This is a genomic window from Mesorhizobium sp. M7A.F.Ca.CA.002.05.1.1 (assembly GCF_003998335.1).
GTDB lineage: Bacteria > Pseudomonadota > Alphaproteobacteria > Rhizobiales > Rhizobiaceae > Mesorhizobium.
Genome location: NZ_RZQI01000005.1, coordinates 1 through 26,248 on the forward strand (window position 1 = coordinate 1; position 26,248 = coordinate 26,248).

At 62.5% G+C, this 26,248-nt stretch carries 26 protein-coding genes; 11 read left to right on the forward strand and 15 right to left on the reverse strand.

Features of this window, described 5'->3' with window-relative positions:
- Window positions 1-39: 39 nt before the first annotated feature.
- The gene (locus EN939_RS00695) at window positions 40-501 is read right to left on the reverse strand and encodes a DUF4126 domain-containing protein (protein WP_127266540.1); all 462 of its coding nucleotides are present in this window, start codon (window positions 499-501) and stop codon (window positions 40-42) included.
- Between the two features lie 141 nt (window positions 502-642).
- Between EN939_RS00695 and EN939_RS00700 the strand changes: the two genes are divergently transcribed.
- The gene (locus EN939_RS00700) at window positions 643-1,200 is read left to right on the forward strand and encodes a sugar O-acetyltransferase (RefSeq protein WP_127266541.1); all 558 of its coding nucleotides are present in this window, start codon (window positions 643-645) and stop codon (window positions 1,198-1,200) included.
- Between the two features lie 5 nt (window positions 1,201-1,205).
- On the opposite strand, the gene EN939_RS00705 is transcribed toward EN939_RS00700, so the two are convergent.
- Window positions 1,206-2,201 (reverse strand): GlxA family transcriptional regulator, encoded by a 996-nt coding sequence (locus EN939_RS00705; protein ID WP_127266542.1) that lies wholly within the window; start codon window positions 2,199-2,201, stop codon window positions 1,206-1,208.
- Between the two features lie 127 nt (window positions 2,202-2,328).
- Between EN939_RS00705 and EN939_RS00710 the strand changes: the two genes are divergently transcribed.
- The gene (locus EN939_RS00710) at window positions 2,329-2,973 is read left to right on the forward strand and encodes a cysteine hydrolase family protein (RefSeq protein WP_127266543.1); all 645 of its coding nucleotides are present in this window, start codon (window positions 2,329-2,331) and stop codon (window positions 2,971-2,973) included.
- A 66-nt stretch (window positions 2,974-3,039) separates the two neighbouring features.
- Here EN939_RS00710 and EN939_RS00715 read toward each other — a convergent pair whose 3' ends face one another.
- The 8 genes from EN939_RS00715 to EN939_RS00750 all read right to left on the reverse strand — a co-directional run bounded on the left by EN939_RS00715 (window position 3,040) and on the right by EN939_RS00750 (window position 13,465).
- The gene (locus EN939_RS00715; RefSeq protein WP_127266544.1) at window positions 3,040-4,719 is read right to left on the reverse strand and encodes a formate--tetrahydrofolate ligase; all 1,680 of its coding nucleotides are present in this window, start codon (window positions 4,717-4,719) and stop codon (window positions 3,040-3,042) included.
- A 313-nt stretch (window positions 4,720-5,032) separates the two neighbouring features.
- Window positions 5,033-6,157 (reverse strand): DUF2333 family protein, encoded by a 1,125-nt coding sequence (locus EN939_RS00720; protein ID WP_127266545.1) that lies wholly within the window; start codon window positions 6,155-6,157, stop codon window positions 5,033-5,035.
- A 105-nt stretch (window positions 6,158-6,262) separates the two neighbouring features.
- Window positions 6,263-7,567, reverse strand: coding sequence for a DUF6638 family protein (locus EN939_RS00725; RefSeq protein WP_127266546.1), 1,305 nt, complete (start codon window positions 7,565-7,567; stop codon window positions 6,263-6,265).
- Between the two features lie 44 nt (window positions 7,568-7,611).
- Window positions 7,612-9,522, reverse strand: a complete 1,911-nt coding sequence (locus EN939_RS00730; RefSeq protein ID WP_127266547.1) for an AAA family ATPase — start codon at window positions 9,520-9,522, stop codon at window positions 7,612-7,614.
- Between the two features lie 24 nt (window positions 9,523-9,546).
- The gene (locus EN939_RS00735; RefSeq protein ID WP_127266548.1) at window positions 9,547-10,692 is read right to left on the reverse strand and encodes a hypothetical protein; all 1,146 of its coding nucleotides are present in this window, start codon (window positions 10,690-10,692) and stop codon (window positions 9,547-9,549) included.
- Window positions 10,693-10,723: 31 nt separating this feature from the next.
- Complete coding sequence (locus EN939_RS00740; protein WP_127266549.1) at window positions 10,724-11,812, reverse strand: hypothetical protein; 1,089 nt, start codon at window positions 11,810-11,812, stop codon at window positions 10,724-10,726.
- Between the two features lie 311 nt (window positions 11,813-12,123).
- Window positions 12,124-12,513, reverse strand: coding sequence for a c-type cytochrome (locus tag EN939_RS00745; protein ID WP_127266550.1), 390 nt, complete (start codon window positions 12,511-12,513; stop codon window positions 12,124-12,126).
- A 94-nt stretch (window positions 12,514-12,607) separates the two neighbouring features.
- Entirely contained in the window at window positions 12,608-13,465 is an 858-nt protein-coding gene (locus EN939_RS00750) for a LysR substrate-binding domain-containing protein (protein ID WP_127266551.1), read from the reverse strand.
- A 97-nt stretch (window positions 13,466-13,562) separates the two neighbouring features.
- Between EN939_RS00750 and EN939_RS00755 the strand changes: the two genes are divergently transcribed.
- Window positions 13,563-14,459 (forward strand): DMT family transporter, encoded by an 897-nt coding sequence (locus tag EN939_RS00755; RefSeq protein WP_127266552.1) that lies wholly within the window; start codon window positions 13,563-13,565, stop codon window positions 14,457-14,459.
- 69 nt (window positions 14,460-14,528) lie between these two features.
- On the opposite strand, the gene EN939_RS00760 is transcribed toward EN939_RS00755, so the two are convergent.
- Window positions 14,529-15,140, reverse strand: coding sequence for a thymidine kinase (locus tag EN939_RS00760; RefSeq protein ID WP_127266553.1), 612 nt, complete (start codon window positions 15,138-15,140; stop codon window positions 14,529-14,531).
- Between the two features lie 258 nt (window positions 15,141-15,398).
- Here EN939_RS00760 and EN939_RS00765 point away from each other — a divergent pair, with 258 nt between their 5' ends.
- From EN939_RS00765 to EN939_RS00780, 4 genes are all read left to right on the forward strand, one after another.
- Window positions 15,399-16,334 carry a choline ABC transporter substrate-binding protein gene (locus EN939_RS00765; protein WP_127266554.1) on the forward strand — a complete coding sequence of 312 codons (936 nt, stop codon included), beginning with the start codon at window positions 15,399-15,401 and terminating at the stop codon, window positions 16,332-16,334.
- A 123-nt stretch (window positions 16,335-16,457) separates the two neighbouring features.
- Window positions 16,458-17,312, forward strand: coding sequence for a choline ABC transporter permease subunit (gene choW / locus EN939_RS00770; RefSeq protein WP_127266555.1), 855 nt, complete (start codon window positions 16,458-16,460; stop codon window positions 17,310-17,312).
- The gene (gene choV / locus EN939_RS00775) at window positions 17,309-18,490 is read left to right on the forward strand and encodes a choline ABC transporter ATP-binding protein (protein WP_127266556.1); all 1,182 of its coding nucleotides are present in this window, start codon (window positions 17,309-17,311) and stop codon (window positions 18,488-18,490) included. The genes choW and choV overlap by 4 nt, the downstream gene beginning before the upstream one ends.
- Window positions 18,491-18,583: 93 nt before the next feature.
- Window positions 18,584-19,123, forward strand: a complete 540-nt coding sequence (locus EN939_RS00780; RefSeq protein WP_236382896.1) for a hypothetical protein — start codon at window positions 18,584-18,586, stop codon at window positions 19,121-19,123.
- A 102-nt stretch (window positions 19,124-19,225) separates the two neighbouring features.
- Here EN939_RS00780 and EN939_RS00785 read toward each other — a convergent pair whose 3' ends face one another.
- A complete protein-coding gene (locus EN939_RS00785; RefSeq protein ID WP_127266558.1) occupies window positions 19,226-20,632 on the reverse strand; it encodes an ATP-binding protein in 1,407 nt (468 codons plus the stop codon).
- Window positions 20,629-21,345, reverse strand: a complete 717-nt coding sequence (locus tag EN939_RS00790) for a response regulator (RefSeq protein WP_127266559.1) — start codon at window positions 21,343-21,345, stop codon at window positions 20,629-20,631. The genes EN939_RS00785 and EN939_RS00790 overlap by 4 nt, the downstream gene beginning before the upstream one ends.
- A gap of 252 nt (window positions 21,346-21,597) precedes the next feature.
- On the opposite strand from EN939_RS00790, the gene EN939_RS00795 reads away from it, so the two are divergent.
- From EN939_RS00795 to clpS, 4 genes are all read left to right on the forward strand, one after another.
- Entirely contained in the window at window positions 21,598-21,900 is a 303-nt protein-coding gene (locus tag EN939_RS00795) for a hypothetical protein (RefSeq protein ID WP_127266560.1), read from the forward strand.
- 39 nt (window positions 21,901-21,939) lie between these two features.
- On the forward strand, window positions 21,940-22,173 hold the full coding sequence (locus EN939_RS00800; protein WP_013529962.1) for a hypothetical protein: 234 nt from the start codon (window positions 21,940-21,942) through the stop codon (window positions 22,171-22,173).
- 172 nt (window positions 22,174-22,345) lie between these two features.
- On the forward strand, window positions 22,346-22,711 hold the full coding sequence (locus tag EN939_RS00805; RefSeq protein ID WP_127266561.1) for a hypothetical protein: 366 nt from the start codon (window positions 22,346-22,348) through the stop codon (window positions 22,709-22,711).
- 240 nt (window positions 22,712-22,951) lie between these two features.
- Window positions 22,952-23,257 carry an ATP-dependent Clp protease adapter ClpS gene (gene clpS / locus EN939_RS00810; protein WP_127266562.1) on the forward strand — a complete coding sequence of 102 codons (306 nt, stop codon included), beginning with the start codon at window positions 22,952-22,954 and terminating at the stop codon, window positions 23,255-23,257.
- Between the two features lie 2 nt (window positions 23,258-23,259).
- Here clpS and EN939_RS00815 read toward each other — a convergent pair whose 3' ends face one another.
- Window positions 23,260-25,338 (reverse strand): hypothetical protein, encoded by a 2,079-nt coding sequence (locus EN939_RS00815; RefSeq protein ID WP_127266563.1) that lies wholly within the window; start codon window positions 25,336-25,338, stop codon window positions 23,260-23,262.
- Window positions 25,339-25,401: 63 nt separating this feature from the next.
- On the reverse strand, window positions 25,402-26,248 hold an 847-nt coding region (locus EN939_RS00820), incomplete at its 5' end, for a DUF4159 domain-containing protein (protein ID WP_164750857.1).

Genomic DNA, 26,248 nt, shown 5'->3' on the forward strand with positions numbered 1-26,248 from the left:
GTCCGGCACCGATGATGATGGCGTCGAAGGTTTTCGTCGTCATGCCACCGCCGCTACGATCAGCAGGCCGCCGATGATCGCCACCGCGTCCTCGATGAAGGCGGCGGGCGGATCCTTGCCGAAGGCGGCTGCGAGCCGGCCGCGAGCTTCAGCGCCGCCCAGCGTGCCGATGACGGCGCCGATGGCGCCGGCAATCAAGCCGCCGATGGTGGCACCGCCTGTCGCGCCGATCACCGCGCCGGTGAAGGCGCCCATGACGATGCGGGCGCCGAATTGCTGCGGCACTTTACGGCTCGGCGTCGACGGCAACTGGTCGGTGACCAGTTCGACGATGGCCAGGATGGTGAAGATGCCGACAGCCGCCCAGTGACTCATGAAGCTCGCCCAGGTGCCGGCAACCGGCAGCCAGCCGAGATAAGCGCCCCAGGCAACGGCAGCCGGCGCCGTCATGGCGCGAAGACCGGCAACGACGCCGATCAGAAGTGCGAGAATGTAGAGCATGGTCGATCCCCCTCGATCACCGGGCCAGGACGGCCTTGAGACGCAGGCTACCATAGGTCCAATATTTGACCAGTACTTGCATCGGCGCTTTTCTGTTGGCCGCACTTGTGCTTTTGAAGGACGTGAACTGGAGACCGCGTCATAGCCGAAAGCGAGCGCGTGAAGATGGCGGCCGGCGAATGGTACACCTGCCTCGATGATGAGCTGGAGTCCTTGCGTGTGGTAGCGCGTGACGCGGTGTTCGAGCACAATTGCCTGCCGCCGCGGCAGCGCGGCAATCTCGGGTCGGGCTTGAAAGCTTTACTCGGCAACGCCGGCGAGGGTGCCCGCATCGAGGCGCCGTTTCACTGCGCCTATGGTTTCAACATCTTTCTCGGCGACGGCGTCTTCCTCAATGCCGGCTGCACCATCCTCGACACGGCGAGTGTGCGCATCGGCAAGGGAACGCTGCTCGGTCCCAATGTGCAGATTTATTGCGCCGAGCATCACAAGGAGGTCGCTGGGCGGCAAGCTGGACTGGAGATCGCCAAGCCGGTCGAGATCGGCGCCAATGCGTGGATCGGCGGCTCAGCCGTCATCCTTGGCGGCGTCAGCATCGGTGAAGGTGCCATCGTCGGCGCCGGCGCGGTGGTGACGCGCGACGTGGCTGCGAACACCACGGTGGTCGGCAATCCGGCACATCAGGTCAAGCGGGACTGAATAGATCAGGACGACAGAACGTACGTCATGCGCTCGCCCTGGTCGGTCCTTCTGGAGAATTCGCGCCGATATTGCGCCGGCGATGTCCTCAGCCTTGCGGCGAAATGCTGGCGCAGCGAGGTGGCGCTGCCGAAGCCGGCTTCGAAGGCGACCATGTCCATCGACTTTTCGGTCGCCTCCAGCAACCGTTGAGCCAGTTCTATCCGTTGGCTGGTCAGCCAATCGCCGAAACTGGTGCCGATCGATTTTTGGAAGCGGCGGGTAAAGGTGCGCCGGGTCAGGCCGGCGGCCTCGGCGACGCTATCCAGGCTATGCGTCTCTCCGAGCGCCGCGCGAACCGCGTCGAGGGCTTGGGTGAACCGGTCGGCGTCTGCGCTTCTTTCCACCGGATGCTCGATGAATTGCGCCTGGCCGCCCTGCCGATGCGGAGAAAGGACGATCTGGCGGGCGAGCCGCAGTGCCGCTTCCGCGCCGTAGCGGGCGCGCACGATGTGGAGACAGCAGTCCAGACCGGCGGCGACGCCGGCCGAGGTCACGATGTCACCATTGTCGACATAGAGCACCGAGGCATCGACGGCGACGTCGGGGTGGAGTTTCTGCAACTGTTCGGAATAGGCCCAGTGCGTCGCGGCACGACGGCCCGAAAGCAGCCCGGCCGCGGCAATGGCGAAGGTTCCAAGGCACAGGCCGACGATCAAGGCGCCGCGTTGGTGCGCCCGGCGCAACGCCTCCATCAGCGGCGGCGATGCCGGTTCGCCGAGATGATGCCAGCTTGGAATGATGACGATATCGGCGCCGTCGAGCCCTTCGAGCCCATGCGGCGCGGCAATTGTCAGTCCGGCCTCGGTGTGGATCGGGCCGGGCTTGACCGCGCAGATGCGGAAGTCGAAGCGCGGCAGGCCAAGCGCCGTCCTGTCCTCTGCGAAGACCAGGCACGGTACGGAAAGGTGGAACGGGCTGATGCCGTCGAAGGCGAGTACGGCAATGATCGGGTCGGTCATGGGTGCTTCCGGCAGTTGAATGCGGATTGTCCCAATTCTTTCGAATGATGTCAATCGGGCCACTTTCGACTGTCGCGGAGTCCGCCTATTTTCGGTCCATCACATTCAAGCCGGAAAGGAAAACACCATGTCTGACCCAGCCAACACCACGCCACGCCGGGCGCTGATCGTCGTCGATGTGCAGAACGATTATGATGGCGGCAGTCTTGCCATCCAGCATCCGCCGTTCCGCGACAGCGTCGTCCATGTGGCGCGGGCGATGGATGCAGCGACTGCTGCCGGCATCAAGGTGGTGGTCGTCAAGCAGATGGCGCCCGAGACATCGCCGATCTTCGCCGGGGGAAGCCATGGCGGCGAACTGCATCCCGAAATCGCCAGGCGTGGGCGCGACCATTATGTCGAAAAGAACCTGCCCTCCGCCTTCACCGGCACCGACCTCGAGGACTGGCTGCGCGCCAACGCCATCGATACGATCACGGTGGTCGGCTACATGACGCACAATTGCGACCTGTCGACCATCATCCACGCCGTGCATATGGGCTTTGCCGTCGAGTTCCTGTCGGATGCGACCGGATCGGTGCCTTACGCCAACAGCGCCGGCTACGCCTCGGCCGAGGAGATCCACCGCGTGGTCACGATCATCCTGCAGTCGCGCTTTGCCGCCGTGCTCAAGACCGCCGAATGGGTCGAGTGCCTGAAGACCGGCGCGCTGCCGGAACGCGACACCATCTTCGGCTCCAACCAGCGGGCGCTGTCACGCAGCGCCGCGTAGGGACTATCTGAAAACAGAAAGGGCGCCGCATCGCTGCGGCGCCCTTTCTGTTCGAATAGAAGGATTCTAGAACAGGCCTTCGATCTGGCCCATCTCGTTGAGGAAGATCTTTTCCGAGGACGGCGCCCTCGGTAGGCCGGGCATGGTCATGACCTCGCCGCAGATGATGACGACGAAGCCCGCACCTGCCGAAAGCCTGACCTCGCGCACCGGCACCGTGTGGCCGGTCGGCGCGCCGCGCAGGTTCGGGTCGGTCGAGAACGAGTACTGCGTCTTGGCCATGCACACCGGCAGGTGGCCGTATCCGGCGTCTTCCCAGGCCTTGAGCTGGTCGCGCACCGACTTGTCGGCGATCGCTTCCGAGCCGCGATAGATACGCTGGACGATGGTGTTGATCTTCTCGAACAGCGGCATCGCATCGGGATAGAGCGGCGCGAACTGCGAAGCACCGGATTCGGCCAGTGCCACCACCTTGTTGGCGAGATCCTCGATGCCGGCCGAGCCGTGCGCCCAGTGCTTGCACAGCATCGCCTCTTCGCCCATCGAGGCGACATAGTCCTTCATCGCCTGGATTTCGGCGTCGGTGTCGGAGTAGAAGTGGTTGATCGCAACCACCGCCGGCACGCCGAACTGGCGGATATTCTCGATGTGGCGGCCGAGGTTGGCGCAGCCCTTCTTCACCGCCTCGACGTTCTCCTTGCCGAGGTCTTCCTTCTTGACGCCGCCATTCATCTTCATGGCGCGCACGGTGGCGACAATGACGGCCGCCGCCGGTTTGAGGCCTGCCTTGCGGCACTTGATGTCGAAGAACTTTTCAGCACCCAGGTCGGCGCCGAAGCCGGCTTCGGTGACGACGTAGTCGGCGAGCTTGAGCGCCGTCGTGGTGGCGACGACCGAGTTGCAGCCATGCGCGATGTTGGCGAACGGGCCGCCATGCACGAAGGCCGGGTTGTTCTCCAGCGTCTGCACCAGGTTAGGCTGCATGGCGTCCTTGAGCAACACGGCCATGGCGCCGTCGGCCTTGAGGTCGCGGGCATAGACGGCCGACTTGTCGCGGCGATAGGCGACGATGATGTCGCCGAGGCGCTTTTCCAGGTCCTTCAGATCGGTCGACAGGCACAGGATAGCCATCACTTCCGAAGCAACGGTGATGTCGAAGCCGCCCTCGCGCGGGAAACCGTTGGCGACGCCGCCGAGCGAGCAGATGATCTCGCGCAGCGCCCGGTCGTTCATGTCCATGACGCGGCGCCAGACGACGCGGCGGGTGTCGATGCCGAGCTCATTGCCCCAGTAGATGTGGTTGTCGATCAGCGCCGAAAGCAGATTGTGCGCCGTGGTGATGGCGTGGAAGTCGCCGGTGAAGTGGAGGTTCATGTCTTCCATCGGCACGACCTGCGCATAGCCGCCGCCGGCGGCACCGCCCTTGACGCCGAAATTCGGGCCGAGCGAGGCCTCGCGGATGCAGACGATCGCCTTCTTGCCGATGCGGTTCAGGCCGTCGCCAAGGCCGACCGTAGTCGTGGTCTTGCCTTCGCCGGCCGGCGTCGGGTTGATGGCGGTTACGAGGATCAGCTTGCCGTCCTTGTTGCCCTTCACCGACTTGATGAATTCGGCTGATATCTTGGCCTTGTCGTGGCCGTAGGGCAGCAGGTGTTCGGTCGGAATGCCGATCTTCTGGCCGATCTCCTGGATCTGCTTTTTCCTGGCGCCGCGCGCGATCTCGATGTCGGACTTCACTTCGGCCATGACGGCTTTCCTCTGGATTGGACGGTGGAGGGGACGGGTTTGATCTTACTGGCAAGCAGGTTGGAACCGGGCGCGGGCATGTTCTAACCCTGTCGCTGCCACGGCGTCAACTTGTATGCAACTATGTTTCCTCTGGAGAAAGTTCCTCTGCGGACCGGCCGACCTGTCGTCGGTTCTTCCCGGCTCCGTTGCCGCGCCGTATAGAAGCCAGAGGACGCGCCGTTCCGCCGTCTCAAAACAGCCGCACAATGCACGGAATGCGACAGAGGCGACGGCGCAAATTCGCCATCGCCTGGTCCCTAATGGAACAGCGCTACTGCGTCAGAACGTTGCTGATTTCGACCATGTTGGAGCGCACCCTGAGCACATAGAAGCCCATCGTCGTCAGATGCGTCGGCAACAGCCAGCCATCCTCGCGGCCATTGGCGATGATGAAGGGCTGGATGCGCAGCGCCGAAACGAACTGCGAGTCCATCGTGTCCCACAGGTTCTGCAGATGCTTTTCCTTGATGACGTCCTCGAAGTCGGCCTGGGCTCCCTTCATCAGGCCGTAATAGCCGTAGAGCTGGCCATAGGCGAACCAGTAGCGGTCGTCGGCGCGGAAGTCGAACCAGCCATTGTTGTGGTTCTCGGCGCGTTCCTTGAGGATCGCCGAGGTCGAGCCGATGTCGGACGAGATGCGGTCGATATACTGTTTCAGATTGTCGGCGCGGGCGTCGAATGTCGCCTGGCAGGTGGCAAGGCGGGCGTTGAAGGAACGCAGCATGCGCACGGCGTCGCGATAGTAGCTTGGCGTCGGCGTCTTGGGGCCGAACGGGTTCAGGCCGAAATACCAGGTCTCTTCGTCGAACTGAAGGTTGCCGCGGGCATTCTGCAGATCGCTGTCGATCTGCGAGGTGGTGCGGACGCGGCCGAGATTGTCGGCAAGTTCGGTCGCCGTGCGCCGCACCGCCTGGTTGATGCCGCGCTGGAAGGAGGCCTTGTTGTCCATCCACGGCGTGTGGTCCCAGTCGATGCCGAACAGGCCCAGCTTGTAGAGGATCATCGACGAGATCCAGGCATTCTGGTTGACGTTGAAGTCGGTCAGGTCAGCGGCGATCTGGGCTATACCAGAGTTGCCGCAGGTCTTGGCGGTGTCCGTGCCGGCGCCGGCGGCGACCTGTTCGCCGGCGGAGACATTGCGCTTCTCGAAGGTGTATGTGTCGGGATAGTTCGGGTTGAAATTGTTCCACCACTGGGTGGCGTAGAAGAAATTGGCATAGAGGCCGATCAGCACCAGCAGAGCGAGGCCGACCGCCGCCTTGAGGATCCAGCCGCGCTGCGTATACCAGCGTCCGGCCCACAGGAACGGCCACAGGACGACACCGATCAGGAGGCCGATGCCGCGGCCGATCCACTGGAAAATACGGGTGAAGAAATTCACGATCGGATCGAGCATGGCTGTGTCACCCCCTCAAAGCATGATGCCAAAAAGTTGCAGACTTTTTGGATAACATCATACGCCAAAACAAGAAGTTAGAACGAAATAACGGTTCATTTCGTTCTAGTCAGTCAGGCCGTAGAGGCGTGTGCGAAACGCCACCTTGTCCTTCAAATATGTGGTTTTGAGAACGTCCACAACATGCGATCGCCAGGCGTCGCTGAAGCCGTCATAGTCCTTGTAGAAGCCGTCCTTGTTGAAGATGTAGCGCGAGACGAAGTCCGACGGCACGAAATCCGAGATCAGCCGGTTGGTCAGCCAGGCGTCGGGGTGGTCTGGCTTGGCGCGGATCACCAGGAAACGCTGCTGCGGGAAGACATCCTCGATCTTCAGGTGGCCAAGCTGGGCGATCTCGCGCTTGGCGGCGTTGAGGAAAGGAAAATTGCCGTCCCTGGTGATCAGGTCGGCATGGCTCTGGATCCAGGTCTGCAGCCAGACCTTGTCGACATTGGTCAAATTGCGGTTCGGCTCGGCGTCGCGGATCAGCGCGCGCACCACCAGCTCGGCCCGGTGCTCGAGATAGCCCGAGGTCTCGACCCAGGAGGCACGCGGCAGCTCGATGCGGCCGGTGGTGGCGAGGAACTTGAACACCTTGTCGGCGTCGTTGATCGAGAGATAGCTGACCTGCCACGGCCGCGAGCGGCGAAAACCGGGGGCGGCCGGATCGCTGATCACCGTCGTCACATCCGGATCGACGAACACGTAGAGGCCGCCGAAATGGCTGGTCCAGTAGGCGTTGTGTCGGAAGATCACCTGGTCGGGTACCAGCGCGTTCTCGCGGATGTCGCCGCAGATCTTGGCGAGCTCGACCATGCGGGTCAGCATGGCGTTGTCGCGCCAGGCATCTGGCTCCTGCTTCAGCCGGTCGACGAGCTTGCCGAGTTCGGCTGCCTTGCCCAGCACATCCTCGGCCGACAGCACCTTGAATTCGACCTGACTGATCGACAGCAAGTCCTCGATGTCGTTGACCTTGGGAATGGAATCCTCGATCTCGCCGTAGATGACGTCTTTGATCGTCAGCGCATCGATGGCGCGCCGGTTCCTGGACATGAACTCGAACATCAGTTGCGAGGTGTTGGAGAAGGCGGTGTGCACCACCGGCAGGTCAATCTGCGACGGCGTCAGGATGATGAAACGGCGGTTGACCTCATTGGGATCGAGATAGTCATAATCATCGCATTCCTCGGCCACTTCGGGCGAGAAGCCGGTGCGGTCGATCTGGAAGCTCTTCAGTTTCGTCGGCTTCAAGCCGAACGCGGCCAGCGCCTTGTTGTAGCGCTGGATGAGGTGCGGCTCGTCGACCGTCAACAGCCGGCCATAGATCAGCTCGTTGTCGCGCAGGAGATCGGGTTTCTTGGCGGGGCTCATCTTCCCTTCTCCCCGTGAACGGGGAGAAGGAAGAGGTGCCAGGCTCACGCATTCCATAGCCCCTTTTTCTTCATCTCCTCCATCTCGCGCGCGGCTCGCTCGCGCAGGCGGGCGTCGCGCAGCAGCTTTTGCACGGCGGAGTCGTCGGACTTGTCGGAATAGCGGAACTCCGAGTCGGCATAGCGGTTGATCTCCTGCATGACCATGTCCATCGAGAACGGCCCGCGCAGTTCCTCGATCATCGCTTTCTTCTCGTCGTAGCCCTTGTGCATGAAGACTTCCGGCTTCTCGAACCAGTCGTCGGGAAGCTCGATGTCCATGGCGCGCATCTTGATGGCGTCGGTGACGTTCTTGATGGCGCGGCCGGTGAAGCGGGGCTCGGCATCCTTGATCAGGTGCAGATAGGTGCCGATGTCGGCCATCGATTTCGGCGCGCCGTTCTCCTTCATGTAGCGTTCGTAGACCTTCATCAGCCCGTCTTCTTGCGGCTTCTCGTGCTCCTCATAGGCTTCGGTCACGGCGCGCTGGATTTCCTGCGCGGCGTAGAGATCGTGGTCGCCGAGCGGGATCTTGTGGTTTTTTCCCGCCAGCAGGACAAAAATGTCGATGTAGTCGTTGCGGCTCTGGGGCCCGTCGACCAGCCAGCGGGCGCCGGCGCGCTGGCGCAGCGCGTCGTCGACATTTTCGGGATAGTTGGAGAACATGCCGAACGAGCAGTTGCCGCGCACCACGGTCGCGGCACCGGCGAAGGCATCCATCAAGACGCCGGTGATTTCCTGCTGGCCGGCCGAGGCGCGGTCGTCTGAGCGGCGCGCCGCCACCTGGTCGATGTCGTCGATGGTGCCGAAGCCGATGACGCGCGGGTTCAGCACATTGTTGATGAACTGGCGGCAGTTCTGTCCTGATTTGCCCTGATAGGACGAGATCTGGTCGACGCCGAAATTCTCGTAGGCAAAGGGATAGCCGGCGACCTGGCAATAGCCGTTGACGAGGCCGGCGATCATCTGGATCAGCGTCGTCTTGCCGGTGCCGGGGGCGCCGTCGCCGATGAAGGTGAACAGGAAGCCGCCGAGTTCGACGAACGGATTGAGTTCGCGCTCGAAGTCGTAGGCCATCAGCATCTTGGCGAGCTTGACCGACTGGTATTTGGCGATGTGGTTGCCGACGACCTCTTCCGGCTTCTTGAATGTCATCACCAGCGGTTTTGAACGCTTGCCCGGCGCGACGTCGAAACCATCGAGGGTGAAATCGTCGGCATCGATACGGATATGCGCGTTCTCGAACGGGCCGATGCCGTCGAAGCGGCCCTTGCGGGCCAGAAGCCCGTCGATGGCGACGCGGGCGAAGGCGCGCGCCCTTGTCATCAGGTCGGCGTCGTCGGACGATCCCGAGATCGCCTTGTCGAGGCCTGCCAGGATCGACTTCACCGCATCCTGCGGCGTGTCGAACAGGAAGTCCGGTTCGGGACTATCGTTGGGCGCCTCGCCGTCGCTGTCGATCAGCTGGAACAGGTAGGAGGCGAGGCTGAAGGCCGAAATGTAAGCCGAGGCCGACAGAAGCTTCTTGAAGGTGGACGCCTCGTCGCCCTCGAGCGGCGCGCGGGTGTTCTTGGCCTGCAGACTTTCAAGGTCCGAGCCCTCGGCAAAGACGTCCGATATTGCCAGCGCGATCGCCGTGCCGCGCCGGGCGCGAAACAACAGCGTGTGCTGCGGGATGGTCAGCAGCTGGTCGTCGGGATGAACGGCGCCGACGGTCTTCGACAGCTCGACCTCGCGCGTGCGGCGCACCGAACCGACCGAGACGGTCGAAACGAAGCGGCGATTGGTGCCGGCAAGTGCTGTGCCGGAGGAGCTAGACGGGTCCTCCAGCACGACGACACGGGTGATGAAGCTCTGCGCGGTAGCGCGGTGCTTCTCGATGGCGGCTTCCGGGATGGTGGTCAGGCCGGTATCCATGAAGGGTGCTCCGTGGTGTGACGGTCAGACGTCTGAGATGACCTGTCCGTTCGACAGAATGTGAACCTTGTAGCCGGCAAAGATCTTCTGCGCCTCGCCGGCGGCGTAGAGCGCCTGATAGGCCTCGTGCGGGATCAGCGCATGGTTTTCGTAGCTCGACACGCCCTGGCGCGCGGCTTCCAGATCGTCGGTATTGATGAAGAATTCCTGCGTCGTCTTCTCGCTGGAAAACAGCCCCTTGCGGCCGGGTTTCTCGGCCTTGGAATAGACCTCCTGGATGGTCCAGGTCAGCAGCCAGGCATTTTCGGGCTTGCGCACCTTGGCCAGGACTTCGGTCACCGTCGAATTGTTGTCGGTGATGCCAGCCGAATAGAACGGGCCGAGCACGACGCGGCGCAGCTGCTTGGGATGCAGCGGCTCGAAATCCTTGTCGAGATTGACCGCGATGGTCGCCGGCGACAGCGTGTAGGCGGAGTTCTTCTCGGTGAAATCGTCGAAACGGTGGGCAAGCTCGGGATTGAGCAGGCCATCGACCGGCAGAGGAATGTCGATCGTCTCGTTCAGCTTGCCGTTTCTGTCGACGAGCTGGCGGATCATCGTTTCGGACGAATCCTCCACCGTCACCATGTAGACCAGAGGCAGGTTGGCGCTGCCGTCGAACGTCGCCCAGTGGACGAGATAATAGGGCCGCCCCGTCTTCGGATTGACCGAGACCTTGGCCGTTTGCGCCAGGGTGAACGGGCCGAACGTGTTCTCGCTTTTCACGTCCTCGAGATAAAGCCGCTCGGCTATCGACTTCTGCAGCGCCGCGGGGAATTCCTTGTGGCGCAGGATGAAGTCGGCCATTTCCTCGCGCAACTCGCCGGCGAGCGGAATGTTGGCAAGCCGCGCGTCGGCCTGGCGTCGGTCGTTTTCCAGTTCGAGCAGGTTCTGGAACACCGGAAATCCGCTTTCGGCGCGCGAAATGCGGAATGTGTCCATGAAGCCGAGCCGGTTGCGCCAGCAGGAAAACGACTTGTCGAGCCTGGCGATGTGTTCGGCGACGATCTTGGCGACGATGCCGTGCCGGTAGAGCGGCGAGCGATCGTCGCGCATGAACACTTCAAGGCCGCTGAGCGCGGCCGTGATGGCGGAAAAATACCGTGCCGCCGCTTCGTTTTCGGGGGTCATGCCTGGTCGCTCGCGGGCAGTGCTGTCACCCTTAAGACTGCACGTAGTTAGCCGAATTGTGCTTCTTCAGCACCTCGTCGAAGCGGCGGGCGAAGGCATCGTCGGCCAGCTTCTTGCGGCGCTGGATATCGGCGGTGGCGACCATGTTCTTCTCGTGCATCTCAAGCAGGTCACCGATGTGCTTTTGCGAAGCAGCACCGATACCGGCCATGGTTTCCTCGGCGGTGTTGTCGACCTGGCTGCCCAGCGTGTTGATCTTGTGGGCGACGTCCTGCTGAGCTGCGGTCTTCAGCGAATCTTCCAGCGCCTTGTAGAGTACGATGCGCTGCTCGGTATCGATGGTCAGCTTGTTGATCAGCGTCGATTGCGCGGCGATCTGGTTGTTGAGCGAATCGACGAAGGTCTGGAACATCGAGGTGTAGCGCTCGAGCGTCTGGCTCTCGGCCAGCAGTTCCTGCTCCTTGGCCTGCTTTTCGTTGTATTCCGTCGCCAGCTTGGAGCGTTCGCCTTCGAGCTGCGTGCGGTCCTTCTGGCTGGTCGAAGCGGCGATCTTGTTTTCGATGTCGAGCAGCATCGGGTTGAGCTCCTCGATGCGCTTCTGCACGGCTTCGAGGTTGGTCATGGTGGTCTTGCGGCGCTCGATCACCTGCGACAGGCTGGTTTCCGAGGTCTTGTAGCGTTGGTCGAGAACCTCTTTCTGCGCCTTCAATATGCCGACGATGGTGTCGGATTTGACCAGCAGTTCCTGCAGATTGCCGGCCAGCGACATGTTGCGAACGCGGTCGGTGCGCATGCGCTGCTTGCTCTGGCTGGAGAAGATGCCAATGAATTTTTCCCAGCCGGTGTAGTTCTTCATGCTCTCGAACTCGGCGCCGAAGACGTTGGTGGCGTCCTCCAGCCCGATGATCAGGTCGGCAATGTTGCCTTCCATCACCTTCTGCTGCTTCAGCACATCCTCGATGCGGGCGTTCTCGAGGTCGAAATTGGCGTCGCCGATCTTCTTGTCTGATGTGGCAAGCGTATCAAGCATGGTGCCGGATTGCTCGATCTTGGAGCGCATGTCCTGCACGACCTGCTTGGTCTTGGCAATTTCGGCGTCGAAATTCTGCAATGTCGCCATTGGGGCCTCCCGCTTCGGCATGACGTCGCTGGTCGCGAACAGCGGCGAATATATGTGGGGCATCAGGGGATTGAAAGACGTGAAGACAAGGGCGGCGTGAAAACAAAAAAATTCGTCAGGGTCTTGAAAGCCAGTGAAGGCTTGGGCTTAGCGTGATTAGCTTGCCGACCAGCCATAGTTCAGCTGTCATTGAACTTTCATGCGGCAAGGCGAAGGCGCACGGATGCCTTTGTATTGGGCAAACCACCGAAGCAATCGCGGCCGCGATATGCGACGAGAAAGCCGGTTTTACAGAGCTGGCGAACAGCGGCTCAGGGTTTGGGATCGGCTTTCAGATAGGCGATGACATTGGCGATGTCGTCGTCCTTGGTCAGGCCGGCAAACGCCATCTTGTTGCCGGGCACTTTCAGCTTGGGTGCCCTGAGATACTCGGCGAGATTGGCTTCATCCCAGACCAGGCCGGCGGCGCCGGCACTCTTCATCGCCTCGGAATAGCGGCCAAGATAACTCTCGGCGCTACCGGCGGTGCGGCCAACGACGCCCAACAGATGCGGACCGACCTTGTCGCGGTCGGTGGCTGCTTCATGGCAGGCCATGCACCGGTTGAAGGCCTTCTTGCCCAGGGCCGGGTCGCCGCCGGCATGGGCCACAAGCGAGCTGGCAAGGAGAAGGATGCTGGCGGACGAAGCGGCTCGAAACATGCTGCCCCCGGAGAGTTCTGGCTGGCGGCCTTATAGTACCGAGGCTTTAACAAACGCTGCATCGCGGCGGGATTGCGGAAGACAGGCCCGCGAGTCAGGCCTGTTGTGCCAGATCGCGGCGCAGGAAATCATTCAGCCGCTCGACCGCCTGGGTCGTCGACAGCGGGTTGCGCAGGATGCCGATTTCGAGGTCCGGCAGCACCGGCAGCCCTTCATTGCCGCCGACGATGCGCAGCGATGGCGGTACGCTGCGCATCGCAAGGCCAGCCACCGCGAGCCCGGCCTGGACGACGGCGATCAGGCCAAGCAGAGAGGCGCTTGAATAGGTACAGCGATAGGAGCGGTCGGCATCGCCAAGCGCCTGCAGGACATTCATCCTGGCGGCGCAGCCCGGTTCGAACAAGGCGACCGGAAGCGGGTCGGCCTCCCAGGCGACATGGTTGGGCGAGGCGACCCAGACGAAGCGTTCCAGCCGGATCACCTCAAGCGGCTGCTCCGGCAAGCGGGTGATGATCGCCAGATCCAGCCGCCCCTCCGCCAGCGTCTTCACCAGCGCGGTCGACTGTTCGCAGATCAACTCCACCGTCACCAGGGGATGCTCCGCCGCGAATCGTGAGAGCACGGGCGGCAGGAGGAAGGCGGCATAGTCGTCGGGCACCCCCAAGCGGACGCTGCCTGTCTCCTTGGGCCGGGTGACGCTTGCCCAGGCTTCATCCGACAGTTTCAGCAACCGGCGCGCATAGATCAGGAAATCCTCGCCGATCGCATTGGGAGTGACGGTTCTGGGACCACGCACCAGAAGCTGGTTGCCGACCATCTCCTCCAGCCGCTGCATCTGCATGCTGACCGCCGACTGGCTGCGGCCGACCCGAGGTGCTGCATTGGAAAGGCTGCCGCTCTCGACGACGGCGACGAAGGTTTTCAGCAGGTTGAGATCGAGTGGCGTGGCCATGGTGCTATCAGCATATCGAATAGATCATTCCAAATCTATTCGCTTGTTTGAAGGTGGCGCCAGTGACCAGATGGTTGGGATCGCTGGGAACCACCACATGACGGACGCCTCGACAGCCCGCTTCCCGGCCGCGAGCCTTGCTCTGGCAATGGTGATCGCAGGCACGGTCGGCGCCTTCGCCACGGAATCGGGGCTGCATCCCGTCACCGTCGTCTTCTGGCGATGTGTGTTCGGCGCGATCTTCCTTCTCATATGGTGCCTGTTGCGCGGCTACCTGCCGGATCGGACGCTGTTGCCGTCCCGGCTTGCCCTTGCAGCACTTGCCGGCGTGTGCATGGTGCTGAGCTGGACAGCCTTCTTCGCCGGCTTCGCCATGACGTCGATCGCCACGACGACGATTATCTACCATATCCAGCCGTTCTTCGTGGTCCTGATCGGCGTGGTTTTCCTAAGGGAACGCATCTCGCCCGACCAACTGCTGTGGATGCTCGGTGCGTTTCTCGGCGTCGTGCTGGCCAGCGGCCTCGTTTTCGCGCACGGTCATGCCGATGCCAACTGGGTGCCGGGCATTGCGCTGACGCTGGGCGGCGCACTGCTCTATGCCGTTACAACGATCCTAGCCAAAGGCCTGGGCCAGCAGCGCGCCGAAATCACGGTACTCTGCCAAACGGTGGTGGGGGTCGTCATGCTCGCCCCGTTCGCCGGCGTCGGCCAACATATTGCGCCTGCATCATGGGGCTGGCTGCTCGGCATCGGCGTGCTGCACACTGGCATCGCCTACGTGTTGATGAATTCGGCCTTCCCACGCCTGACGACACCGGTGATCGGCGTCATCACCTTCATCTACCCGGTCGTCGCCATCATCGTCGACTGGGCTATCTATGGGCATCCGCTCGGACCGGCGCAGGCAGCCGGCATGGCACTGATTGCGCTGGCAACGCTTGGTGTGCGGCTTGGCTGGCGGTTTCCAAGACGGCGTGTCTCGACCGTGTGAGCCCGAAGCAATTCCAGGGAAAGCACATAGCGCTTCCCCTGGAATTGCTCCAATAACCAAGAGACAGAGTCAGCCTTTGATAAAGCCGATGAAATCGTCTGGCGTGGCGCGGCCCATCTCTTCCTCCCAGTGGCGGCGGCAGAGCGAGACATAGACATCCTTGCCGATTGCCACCTGCTCGCCCTGGCGAGCCACCTTGCCATCGGGGCCGAGGCGCACGACCATCGTCGCCTTGCGGCCGCATCGGCAGATGGTGCGCACTTCGCGCAAATCGTCGGCGATGGCCAGCAGCGCGCGCGAGCCGGAAAACAGCTTGCCCTGGAAATCGGTGCGCAGGCCGTAGCACATGACCGGGATGTTCAACCGGTCGGCGATGCGGGCGAGCTGCCAGACCTGCTCCTCCTCGAGGAACTGCGCCTCGTCGACGAAGACGCAATGCACTGACGTATGCGCGTGATGCTCGGTGACGCGGGCGAACAGATCGTCGCCATCGCGGAACATCTCGGCTTCCGTCTCCAGGCCGATGCGCGACGAGATCAGGCCGGTGTCGCCCTTGCGGTAGTGGCCGGCGACGAACAGCATCGTGCCCATGCCGCGCTCGCGATAATTGTAAGAGGCCTGCAAGAGCATCGTCGTCTTGCCGGCGTTCATGGTCGCATAGTGAAAGTAGAGCTTGGCCATGCCGCTCTTTTAAGCCGACTTGCCCTGATACGGGGAGGGGCGGTCGCCCGCATTCCCCTGAAAAAGCCGGCCCGTCTTCGAAAAAACCGTCCGGCATGGCAAAAGCGCCTGATGTGTCGCTGATTGGCCAGCCCGCGCCGTTGATCGCGATTGTCTTAATGCTTGAAACCACACCAGAATGGTGTTTGGCTGACGAAACAAGGCGGGCATAGAAACCGTAGCTACGCTTCGCCAAAGAATCACAATGGGAGACTGTCTATGTCGCGTATGAACTCTTTCGTCGCCGGCCTCGGTCTGGCGGCTTTTTTGTCCACCAGCGCTGCCTTTGCCGGCGATCCGGCGAGCTGCAAGGCGGTGCGCCTTTCCGATGTCGGCTGGACCGACATCCAGGCGACGACCGGCATCGCCTCCGTGCTGCTGACCGCGCTCGGCTATGAGCCGCAGACGATCCAGCTGTCGGTGCCGGTGACCATGGCGTCGCTGAAGAACAAGGATCTCGACGTGTTCCTCGGCAACTGGATGCCGTCGATGACCAACGACATCAAGGACTATACCGCCGATGGCTCGGTCGAGACGATCAGCACCAACCTGACCGGCGCCGGCTACGGTATCGTCGTGCCGACCTATGTCGCTGACGCCGGCGTGAAATCGCTGACCGATATCGGCAAGTTCAAGGACAAGTTCAACGGCAAGATCTATGGCATCGAGGCCGGCAATGACGGCAACCGCATCATCCTCGACATGATCAAGAACCCGAAAGACAACCTCGAAGGCTTCGAGCTGGTCGAATCCTCGGAGGCCGGGATGCTGACGCAGGCCGAGCAGTCGATGAAGAGCAATGAATGGATCGCCTTCCTCGGCTGGACGCCGCATCCGGTGATGGGTGCCATGAAGATCACCTATCTCGATGGCATGGGCGACAGCGGCTTCGGCGCCGCCACTGTCCATACCAATGTGCGCAAGGGTTACACCACCGAGTGCCCGAATGCCGGCAAGTTCATCGCCAACCTGAAGTTCAATCTCGATATGGAAGGCGAGATAATGGACGCGATCCTCAAGGGCGCTGACGCCAATACGGCTGCGACCGACTGGCTCAAGAAGCATCCGGACGCGGTTGCTCCGTGGATTGCCGGCGTGACCACTTTCGATGGCGGCGACGCCGCTGCAGCCGTGAAGACTGCGCTCGGAAGCTGAGCAGGTCTTGCGTTCGGCGTGACCGATCAAGAAGGGCAGTCACTGTAGAAAGGGCTGCCCTTTTTCATATCCTGTGACAAGATGACCGTCCGGCAAGGACGGCGACTGCCAAAGAGGGGCAAGATGGATCCGATTTCAAAATTCTTTGTCAGTTATAAAATCCCCATAGGCGAGTGGGGCAAAGCGTTCTTCACCTTCCTTACCGACAATTTCAACACCTTCTTCCGCGGCCTCTCCGGCGGCTTGAATTTCCTGCTCGATGGAGTGGTCGACACGCTGCTGTTGGTACCGCCGGTCCTTCTCATCGCGCTGATTGCACTGCTTGCCTATTATCTGCAGCGATCGAGAGGCTTGGCGGTGGCTGTCTTTCTCGGGTTGCTGTTCATCCTCAACCAGAACCTCTGGAAGCAGACGGTAGAGACACTGGTGCTGGTGGTTGCCGCCGCCGCCGCCTCGATGGCCATCGGTGTGCCACTCGGTATCTGGGCGGCGCACAAGCCGAAGGTCTATCGCGTCATGCTGCCGGTGCTCGATTTGATGCAGACGCTGCCGACCTTCGTCTACCTCATCCCGGTGCTGACGCTGTTCGGCCTCGGCAATGCGCCCGGCCTCATCGTCACCATCATCTTCGTCATCCCGACCGCGGTTCGTCTCACGCATCTCGGCGTCGTCTCGGTGCCGAAGTCGATCGTCGAGGCCGGCGAGGCGTTCGGCGCCACCAAGAGCCAGTTGCTGTGGAAGGTGGAGCTGCCCTCGGCGCTGCCCACCATCATGGCCGGTCTGACGCAGTGCATCATGCTGTCGCTATCGATGGTGGTGTTTGCCGCACTGATCGGCGCGGGCGGCCTCGGCACCGAAATCAACCGGGCGCTGGGTTCGCGCAAGATCGACCTCGGGCTTGAGGCGGGCCTCGCCATCGTCGTTTTGGCCATCGTGCTCGACCGGATGACCCGCATCGCCGTTGGAGGCAAGAAATGACCGTCGCCGTCGATTTCCGGAACGTCGATATCGTCTTCGGCGCCGACCAGGCCGGATCGCTGAAGATGATCGACGCCGGAGCCAGCCGCGCCGAGATCCTCGAAAAGACCGGCAATGTACTGGGTTGCGCCGGCGCCAGCCTGACCGTGAACGAGGGCGAAATCTCCGTGCTGATGGGTCTCTCCGGTTCGGGCAAGTCGACATTGCTGCGGGCGGTCAACCGGCTCAACGTGGTGTCGCGCGGCCAGGTGCTGGTCAAGGATGGCGACAAAACCGTCGACGTCGTCACCTGCGACGAGGCGACCCTGCGGCGCCTGCGCCAGAAACAGGTGGCGATGGTGTTCCAGCAGTTCGGCCTTTTGCCCTGGCGCACGGTGGAGGAGAATGTCGGTCTCGGCCTCGAACTCGCCGGCGTACCGGAAGCCGAGCGCAAGGAGCGCGTGCAACGCCAGCTCAAGCTGGTCAATCTCGACCAGTGGTCGAAGAAATACGCGCATGAGCTGTCGGGCGGCATGCAGCAGCGCGTCGGCCTGGCGCGGGCCTTCGCCACCGAGGCGCCGATCCTGCTGATGGACGAGCCGTTCTCGGCGCTCGACCCGCTGATCCGCACCAAGCTGCAGGACGAATTGCTGCAGCTCCAGGCCGAATTGAAGAAGACCATCATCTTCGTCAGCCACGACCTTGAGGAGGCGCTGAAGATTGGCTCCCACATCACCATCATGGAGGGCGGGCGCATCGTGCAAACCGGCGCGCCGGAGGACATCGTGCTGCGGCCTGCCAACGACTATGTCCGCGACTTCATCGCCAATGTGAACCCGCTGTCGGTGCTGACCGCCTGGAACGTGATGCGCGACCGTCGCGATCTGGAGCACGGCAAGGATGGCTGGGTGTGGCTCGACCGCCGCAAGACGACGCGCTTCAAGATCGATGAGCATGGGCTGGTGGCGGCGGCCGAACGCGATGGCAAGCCGGCGGTCTGGGTGTCGTGCGCCGACGTCGAAGGCCAATCCGAGGAAGCCGCGCAAGTGTTCTGGGCCAATCCGGGCACTTCGCTGAAAACCGTGATGCTGGCCATGCACCGTTCGCAGACCGCTCCCGTGGCGCTGTTCGACGACCAGTCGCGCTTCGTCGGCGCCATCGGTATCCGCGACGTGCTGAGCGCGGTGCTGCGGCGGTAACCTTCGCCGTCAATTCAGCCCATAGGGCGGTTTAGTGTTTTCGAGGGAACAGCCGGGTCGCATAATTGAGGTTGAGGAATGCGAAACGCGACGGTGGCTGCACTCATATACGAGTTTCTATTCGACGTTTACCGGCTAATCGACGCCGAGCGAGAGCACAACGAGTGGCTGCCAGACGAACATAGTGTGGTGCGTGAAGCCTTCTTTCACAGTTACATCAGCTGCTGGGAGTGGAGTACCTCGGTGCTGGAGGAGGTCGGCGCCACCAAGACCCTCCAGCTGCCGCACATTAGGCAAGACCCGAACAGGCGCAGTCCGTACAGCTACCCTTTAATGACCTTGGACGACTGTCGCGTTGCAGACTTTTTAGAGTTCGAGACATTCGACAATTATTGCTATGCAATGTTCACCTTTTACCAATTGATCGGTCAAACTTCGCGTGAGAACGAGGTCAATCTGGCCGTTCGGTCTCCCCGGTTCTTGGAGGCAGTCGCATCCAAGGACGATGTCTTCCTGATCGAGGACATTCATTGCGTTAAATTTAGACGAGATCGCTTCGAGGAAAAGGTGATGACGCGTTGGGACGAGATGCAACTTCGCATATTTCGACGCAAGGACGGCGTACTGAAATAGGCAACCAGCCTATCCACCGCTCGTTGACCTATGCTGGTTGAAGTTGAGAGCAGACCGACGAAGAACCGGCTAACGAAACTGCCCTGTCATCTTGTGGCAGCCTTATGCCGCCAGCGGCAGGCGCAGCTGCGTTAGCAGGCCACCGCCCGGGTTGTTAGACAGGCTGATCTCGCCGCCGGCGGCGCGCGCGATGTTGCGGGCAATGGTCAGGCCGAGGCCCAGACCGCCGGTCTGGCGGTTGCGCGATTGTTCGAGGCGCACGAACGAGCCGAACACGGCGTCGATCTGTGCCTGCGGTATCCCGGGCCCTTCATCGCGGATGGTGAGCAGGATCATGTCTTCCGACCGGCGCAGCGTAAGATGCGCCTTCTTGCCGTAGGTGACCGCGTTCTGCACCAGATTGGTGACACAGCGCTTGAGCGCGACCGGCCGCGCCATGCAGATCAGCCCGCGCGAACGGGTCTCGTCGTCGAACGATACGTCGTCATAGCCGTCGGCGATCGATTCCACGAGCGACCAGAAATCGATGCGTTCGTTCTTTTCCTCCGTCACTTCGAAGGTGGCGAAGTCGATCACCGAGCTGGCGATGCCCTCGACATCGGCGAGGTCGTGCGCCAATGCCTCGCGGACCGCCGATTTGCGCAACAGCTCCAGGCGCAGGCGCATCCTGGTCATCGGCGTGCGCAGATCATGCGCCAATGCCGCCGCCAGATGTTCGCGGTCCTCGACATATTCGCGCAACCTTGCCTGCATGGCGTTAATCGCCTTAGCGGCGGCACGGACCTCGCGGCTGCCGCTCTCGGCGATCGGCGGGCTCTTTAGATCCTTGCCGATCCGGTTCACGGCGGTTTCCATCATCCGGTAGGGCGCCGTCAGCCGGCGCAGCGACCAGATCGACATGATCACCACCAGCCCTGCGATCAGCGAATAGAGCGGCAGGCTGTCGAAGCTCAGGATCGGGCCGACCGGCGTGATCGGCTCGGTGAAGTTCAGCCATTGGCCGTCGGCGAAGCGCAGCGAGGCCGTCAGCTTGTCGCTCTGGGCGAAGTCGGCGGCCAATACCAGAAGGTCGCGCTCGACCTGGCCGATGTCGGGTCCCGGGGCCGTGCCGTCCGCGTCATCGGCCTCGCGCGTCGCCGGATCGCGGCGTACGCGTGCATCGGTGATGCCGAATTTCGACAGCCTGCCGACGAGGATGTCTTCGAGTTCGGCCAGTTCGTCGTCACCGGCGATCGACGAAGTGACCGCCGGTGTGTCCGAAACGGTGAGCGCATAGGTTGAATTGAACAGGCCGCTCGCCGTCGCCTTGCGCTCGTCCGGACTGGCGTCATGCATGAGCTGCACCAGCGAGAAGGCACGGTCGTTGAGCCGGTAGAGGTCGACGACGTCGTTGGCGGCGGCGCGGTCGCGCGATACGATGTAAAGGGTCGCGACCTGGCTGATCAGCAGGCCGGCAATGACGATCAGCAGCACCCAGACAGGCAAGGTCTGCGGCAGGAAACGCCTCATTCGGAGGTCGTCTCGGGCAGGAACTGGTAGCCGCCGCTGCGCACGGTCAGGATCAGCTTGGGCGTTTTGGGGTCGTCTTCCATCTTGCGCCGCAACCGGCTGACCAGGATGTCGATGCTGCGGTCGAAGGAATAGTCGCTGTCGCCGCCGGACAGTTCGATGAGCTGGTCGCGGGTCAGCACGCGCTGCGCGCTCTTGACGAAGGTCTGCAGCAGGTTGAATTCGGCCATGGTCAGCTCGACCCTGACATCGTCGGGTGCGATCAGCCGGCGCCGAGCACAGTCCATCGTCCAGCCGGCGAAGCGGTAGATCTGCTTGGTGGTGGCGCGCTTGGGCTCGGCGGCGCCATTGCGCCTGAGCACGGCGCGGATGCGCGCCAAAAGCTCGCGCGGGTCGAAGGGTTTGGGCACATAGTCGTCGGCGCCCATTTCCAGGCCGACGACGCGATCGGTCGTCTCGGTGACGGCGGTCAGCATGATGATCGGCGTCGAGTACTGGGCGCGCAGGTCGCGGCACAGCTCCAGCCCGCTCTTGCCGGGCAGCATCACGTCAAGGACGATGAGGTCCACCTGGACGCGCCGCAGGATGGTCTCCATCTCGACACCGTCGGCGGCAACCGAGGTGTGCAGGCCCCGCTTCTGGAAGAATTCCTGCAGCAGGTCGCGGATGCCCTTGTCGTCGTCGACGATCAGTATGTGTGCGTCGGATTTCACAGCAGCCCTGTCATTGTTGCCAAGCCCTTCTGTCTTTGATTGCCAAGCCCTTCTGTCACAACCCACACGATAGAATTCAGGCCATATGTTGGCCAGTGGCTATGATGGGTTCACACCGGCTTTCTCAGACACAATCCAGAAACAAAATTCTACAGTTCAGAAAAACTCCTGAAAAATTTCAAGGGCATAACTGGTCTCGTGGCGGTCAGGTCATCGGCTGCGACGCTAGTCTCCGGGTTTACGGATAAACCGATGCCAAGGTTGTCGATCAGTTTGTTGGGTGCGTTGCTGGGCTTCTGCCTGGTCACTGCCGCTGTCGGACAATCGGACGCAAAGGTGACGCTCACAACCCGGAGCGAACGGTGCGCCAATCTCAGCCACCAATTTGATGAAGCCCTCGAAACCCACGCCACGGCAACGCAGGTCACCGCGGCAAAGGCACTTCAGAGAAAGGGCAACCGGTACTGCGCCGCCAAGAAACAGGCGCAGGGCATCCGGATGCTCGCCAATGCTTTGAAGCTGCTTGGAGTGACGCCGAACGACCCGGTTCAGTAACACTCAGAAACTTGACCCGCATAAAAAGGAAACGAAGCCATGAAAAAGTCCATCCTCTCCGCCACCGGTCTCGCCGTCGCTCTGGCTTTCGCGATGCCGGCTCTCGGCAACGCCGCCGCCACCACGACCGCTGCTCCGGCTGCTTCGACGACCACAGCTCCGGCGACTGCCGCTCCGGCCAAGGCTGCTCCGAAGAAGGTCGTCAAGAAGACCGTCAAGAAGCACAAGAAGGCTGCCGAGAAGGCCGTCAAGAAGGACGCCCCGAAGACGTAATCAGGTCCGGCATAAAATGCCGGCTGTTGGCCAAGGACGCTCCAGCTGGTTTCGGCTGGAGCGGCCTTCTTCCTGTCCGAGCGCTGAAGCCCTGACGAAGTCTGGCACCGGCAGCTTCCGCCTCGACTGACACTTAACCCGTTTGCAACGCCGGCCGTGTAGGACAATCCGCATGAAGAAGCGGCTTTCGTCCATTTTGCGCTCGATGGTGATCGGCGGCCTGGTTGCCACCGGCGTCGCCAGGGTGCTGATCCTGTTCACCGCCAGCCCGGTGCCCGATCCGGCCACCGGACGCACCGAGCCTTCGCTGTTCGCGCCGGCGATTTCCACCAACTGGGACTACATCACGCCGGCACAGACCTGGCTGCTGATCGTGCTGACAGGCGCGACGTTGATCTGCGTCGCCGCGTGGCCGATCACGGTCTGGCTGGAACGCCGGGCGGATGCGGGTGGAAACCGCTTTCACCCCGATATCCGGCCCGCCACGACCGCGCGGCAGATTCCCAGCCGCCGCATGTTCGGCCGCCAGGGCCGTTGAACGGCAACCGACACTTTCCCACATGATTGTGAATGGCCGCGTCGGCGGACACTGGTTTTCGCGCGTCGACCAAAATGGACGACCGCTTTCGCTGGTGCCAGAATGGCGGCAGGGTTGCTACGCCAGAGCAATTCACCGTTTCGTGGAAACGGCGAACCGTTCTGATCCTTTGTCTTGACGCAATTCCGGGCGGAAAACCGTTTTACACTTTTCCTGGAATTGCTCTAACTGTCGGTTCCAATGCCTGAAATCACCACAAAACCGCGCGTCCAGGTCAAGCCGCAGATCGAACGGCCAAAGCTCTACAAGGTCATCCTCATCAATGACGATTTCACGCCGCGCGAATTCGTCGTGACGGTGCTGAAGGGTGAGTTCAAACTCAGCGAAGACCAGGCGCATCGGGTGATGATCACCGCGCATCGTCGCGGCGTCTGCGTCGTCGCCGTGTTCACCAGGGATGTCGCCGAGACCAAGGCGACGCGCGCCACCGATGCCGGCAAGGCCAAGGGCTATCCGCTGATGTTCAAGACGGAGCCGGAGGAGTAGCTCTACCGTCCTTCGCGGTACCACATCGAACCCATTGCCAGAAGCAGCAGGCCGAGGCCGAGGAAGCCGCCGAACAGCGGCACGCGCGAGACGGCCTTGAGCACGCTGTCGTCCGTGGTGCGCAGTCCGATCCAGTCGTTGCCGGACGCGGCACCAGCCGAGCGCACAGGCACGATGGAGGGTAGCGTCACGTCGCTGCCAAGGGCTGCGGACGACGCCAGCCGGCGCACGCTGCCGCCGGTGGCTTCAGCCGGCGCCTTCAGCCGGCTTTCGGTGGAAATGACGTCGGCGAATTCCGGGGCGTTGACCGGCCCGACATGGGCGAGCGCGGTGAGGTCGCCATTGGCGACCTGATAGAGGCCGATCTCGCTGGTCTCGACGCTGCCGAGGAAGACGCCGGGCTCGGATTTCTCGAGCTTGACGGTCAAGGTCTTGCCGGATGGGGTGATGATCTGCGCGGGGCCGGGATCGTCGGCCATCGTCTGGCGGCGGATTTCCAGCACCATGCCGCGGCCGTCGGCGGTCAGCCGCTCTTCCTCGAGCTCAGGCTCCTTCATCAGCCAGTGGGCGATGCGCCGGTAGAGCTGGACATGCGGGCCGCCGCCCTCGAAGCCGCGCGCCCACAGCCAGCCCTGATCGGACAGCAGCATGCCGACGCGGCCTTCGCCCTTACGGTCGAGCAACAGCAGCGGCCGGTTGTCGGCGCCCTTCATCACCACTGCGCCTTCGGGATTCTGCACGCCGATGGTGCGGAACCAGCGGCTCCAGTGCGGCGGCTCGGTGGCAGAGCCATCCAGCCCACGCGTCACCGGGTGGCGCTGGCCGAGTTCGGTGAGGCGCGGATAGAAGGCCTTGTCGACCACCTCGCCGGTCGGCATCGCCGGCAGGGCGGACATCAGCGGCGTACGCGCGATCGAGCTTTCGCCGGCATATTCGGGGCCGGCCGCGATCAGCAGCGCGCCGCCCTTTTCGACATATTCGGAGATGTAGTCGTAATAGAGGATCGGCAGCACGTCGCGGTGCTGGTAGCGGTCGAAAATGATGAGGTCGAAATCCTTGATCTTCTCGACGAACAGTTCGCGGGTCGGGAAGGCGATCAGCGATAATTCGTTGATCGGCGTGCCGTCCTGCTTTTCCGGCGGCCGCAGGATGGTGAAATGGACGAGATCGACCGAGGCGTCGGATTTCAGCAGGTTGCGCCAGGTGCGTTCGCCGGCATGCGGCTCGCCGGAGACGAGCAGCACGCGCAAGTTCTCGCGAATGCCGTCGATGAGCGCGATGGCGCGGTTGTTGGTGTCGGTCAGTTCGCCCGGTTCGCGATCGATGGCGAGTTCGACGATGTTGCGGCCGGCGCCCGGAATGGTGACCTGCAACGGCATCGCCTGGCCGACAGTGGCGTGCTCGACCGCGACCTGTTCGCCATTGACCGAAACGCGCACATCGACCGGGCCGGTCTCGTTTTCGGTCGAGACGACGCGGTAGGTCATGTCGAGCGGCTTGCCGACAAGGCCGAAGCGCGGGGCGTTCTCGAAACGTATGCGGCGATCCTTCTCGTGATCGTTGCCGGTTATCAGCGCATGCAGCGGAGCGTTGAAATCGGGCGCTCCCGGGGGGGCGTCATGGACCTCGCCATCTGTGATCATGATGGCGCCGCCGATCCGTGACGGCGGCACGTCGCGGAAGGCGCCTTCAAGCGCGCCGAACAGCCGTGTCTCGGTGCGTTCCTCGGCGGCCTCGGATTTGCCGGCCTCGACGACGCGCACGTCGAACTGCTTGAAGCGGCCAAGCCGCTGCTGCAGCCCGGCCAACGCCTCGTCGGTCTGCTTGGTGCGGTCGCCGATATCCTGGCTCTGGCTGCGGTCGACGACGAGGGCGACAACGCTTTTCAGCGGCTCGCGCTCCTCGTTGAGGAACACCGGGTTGAACAAAGCGGCGGCGAGCGCCAGAAGGGCGATGAAGCGGAAGACCGAACCGCGCTGGCGAAACCACAGGCCGACCAGCGCAAGCAGCGCCAGCGGCACCAGCGCCAAGGTCAGCAGTGGCCAGGAGATCAGCGGTTCGAAGGAGATCGACCAATTCATTCCTTACCCTCCTCTTTTTGGGGAGGGTTTATCCGCGACCGGAGGGCACCAAACAAACTCATTCTACTGCCCCAGCCGTTCGAGCAGTATGGGTACGTGCACCTGGTCGGATTTGTAGTTGCCGGTCAGCATGTACATCATGATGTTGACGCCGGCGCGCAGCGCGTAGATGCGCTGCATCGGGTCAGCCGGCACGGTTGGCAGCAGCGCATCGCCGTTCTCGTCGACCGCCCAGGCGCCAGCGAAATCATTGGCGGTGATCATGATCGGCGAGACGCCATCGCCGGTACGCACCGGCCGGTTCTCGGCGTTGCTGGCGTCGAGCGAGGCCTCGACCCAGAGCGGGCTGCCGGCGAAGCGGCCGGGGAATTCGGGCAGGATGAAGAAGGATTTGGTCAGCACGTGGTCGGACGGTACCGGTTCCAGCGGCGGCACGTTGAGATTGCCGAGGATGTCGCGCAGCCGCTCCGTCGCCGGGCTGGTCGAATCGGCGCCGATGCCGTTGGCGAACTGGTCGCGGGTGTCGAACAGCACCGTGCCGCCTTGCTGCATATAGGCGTCGACGCGGGCGATCGCTGCCTGGCTGGGCATCGGTGCGGCCGGATCGATCGGCCAGTAGATCAGCGGATAGAACGACAGCTCGTCCCGGGAGATGTCCACACCGGCCGGCTCGCCCGGTTCCAGCGCCGTCTTCTCGACCAGGAATCGCGTCAGCCCCTCGAGCCCGGCGCGGCTGATCGAATCGTCGCCCGGCACACCGGTCAGCACATAGGCGATGCGGGTCTTCGAAATCGCCTCGATGGCAATTTCGTCACCCGGCTTGGCGTCGTCGGCGCGGGCAAGGTCGGCATGACCGAACAAGCTACCCAGCGCAATCAGGACGGCGGCGGTGGTTGTCACGGCACCGGCG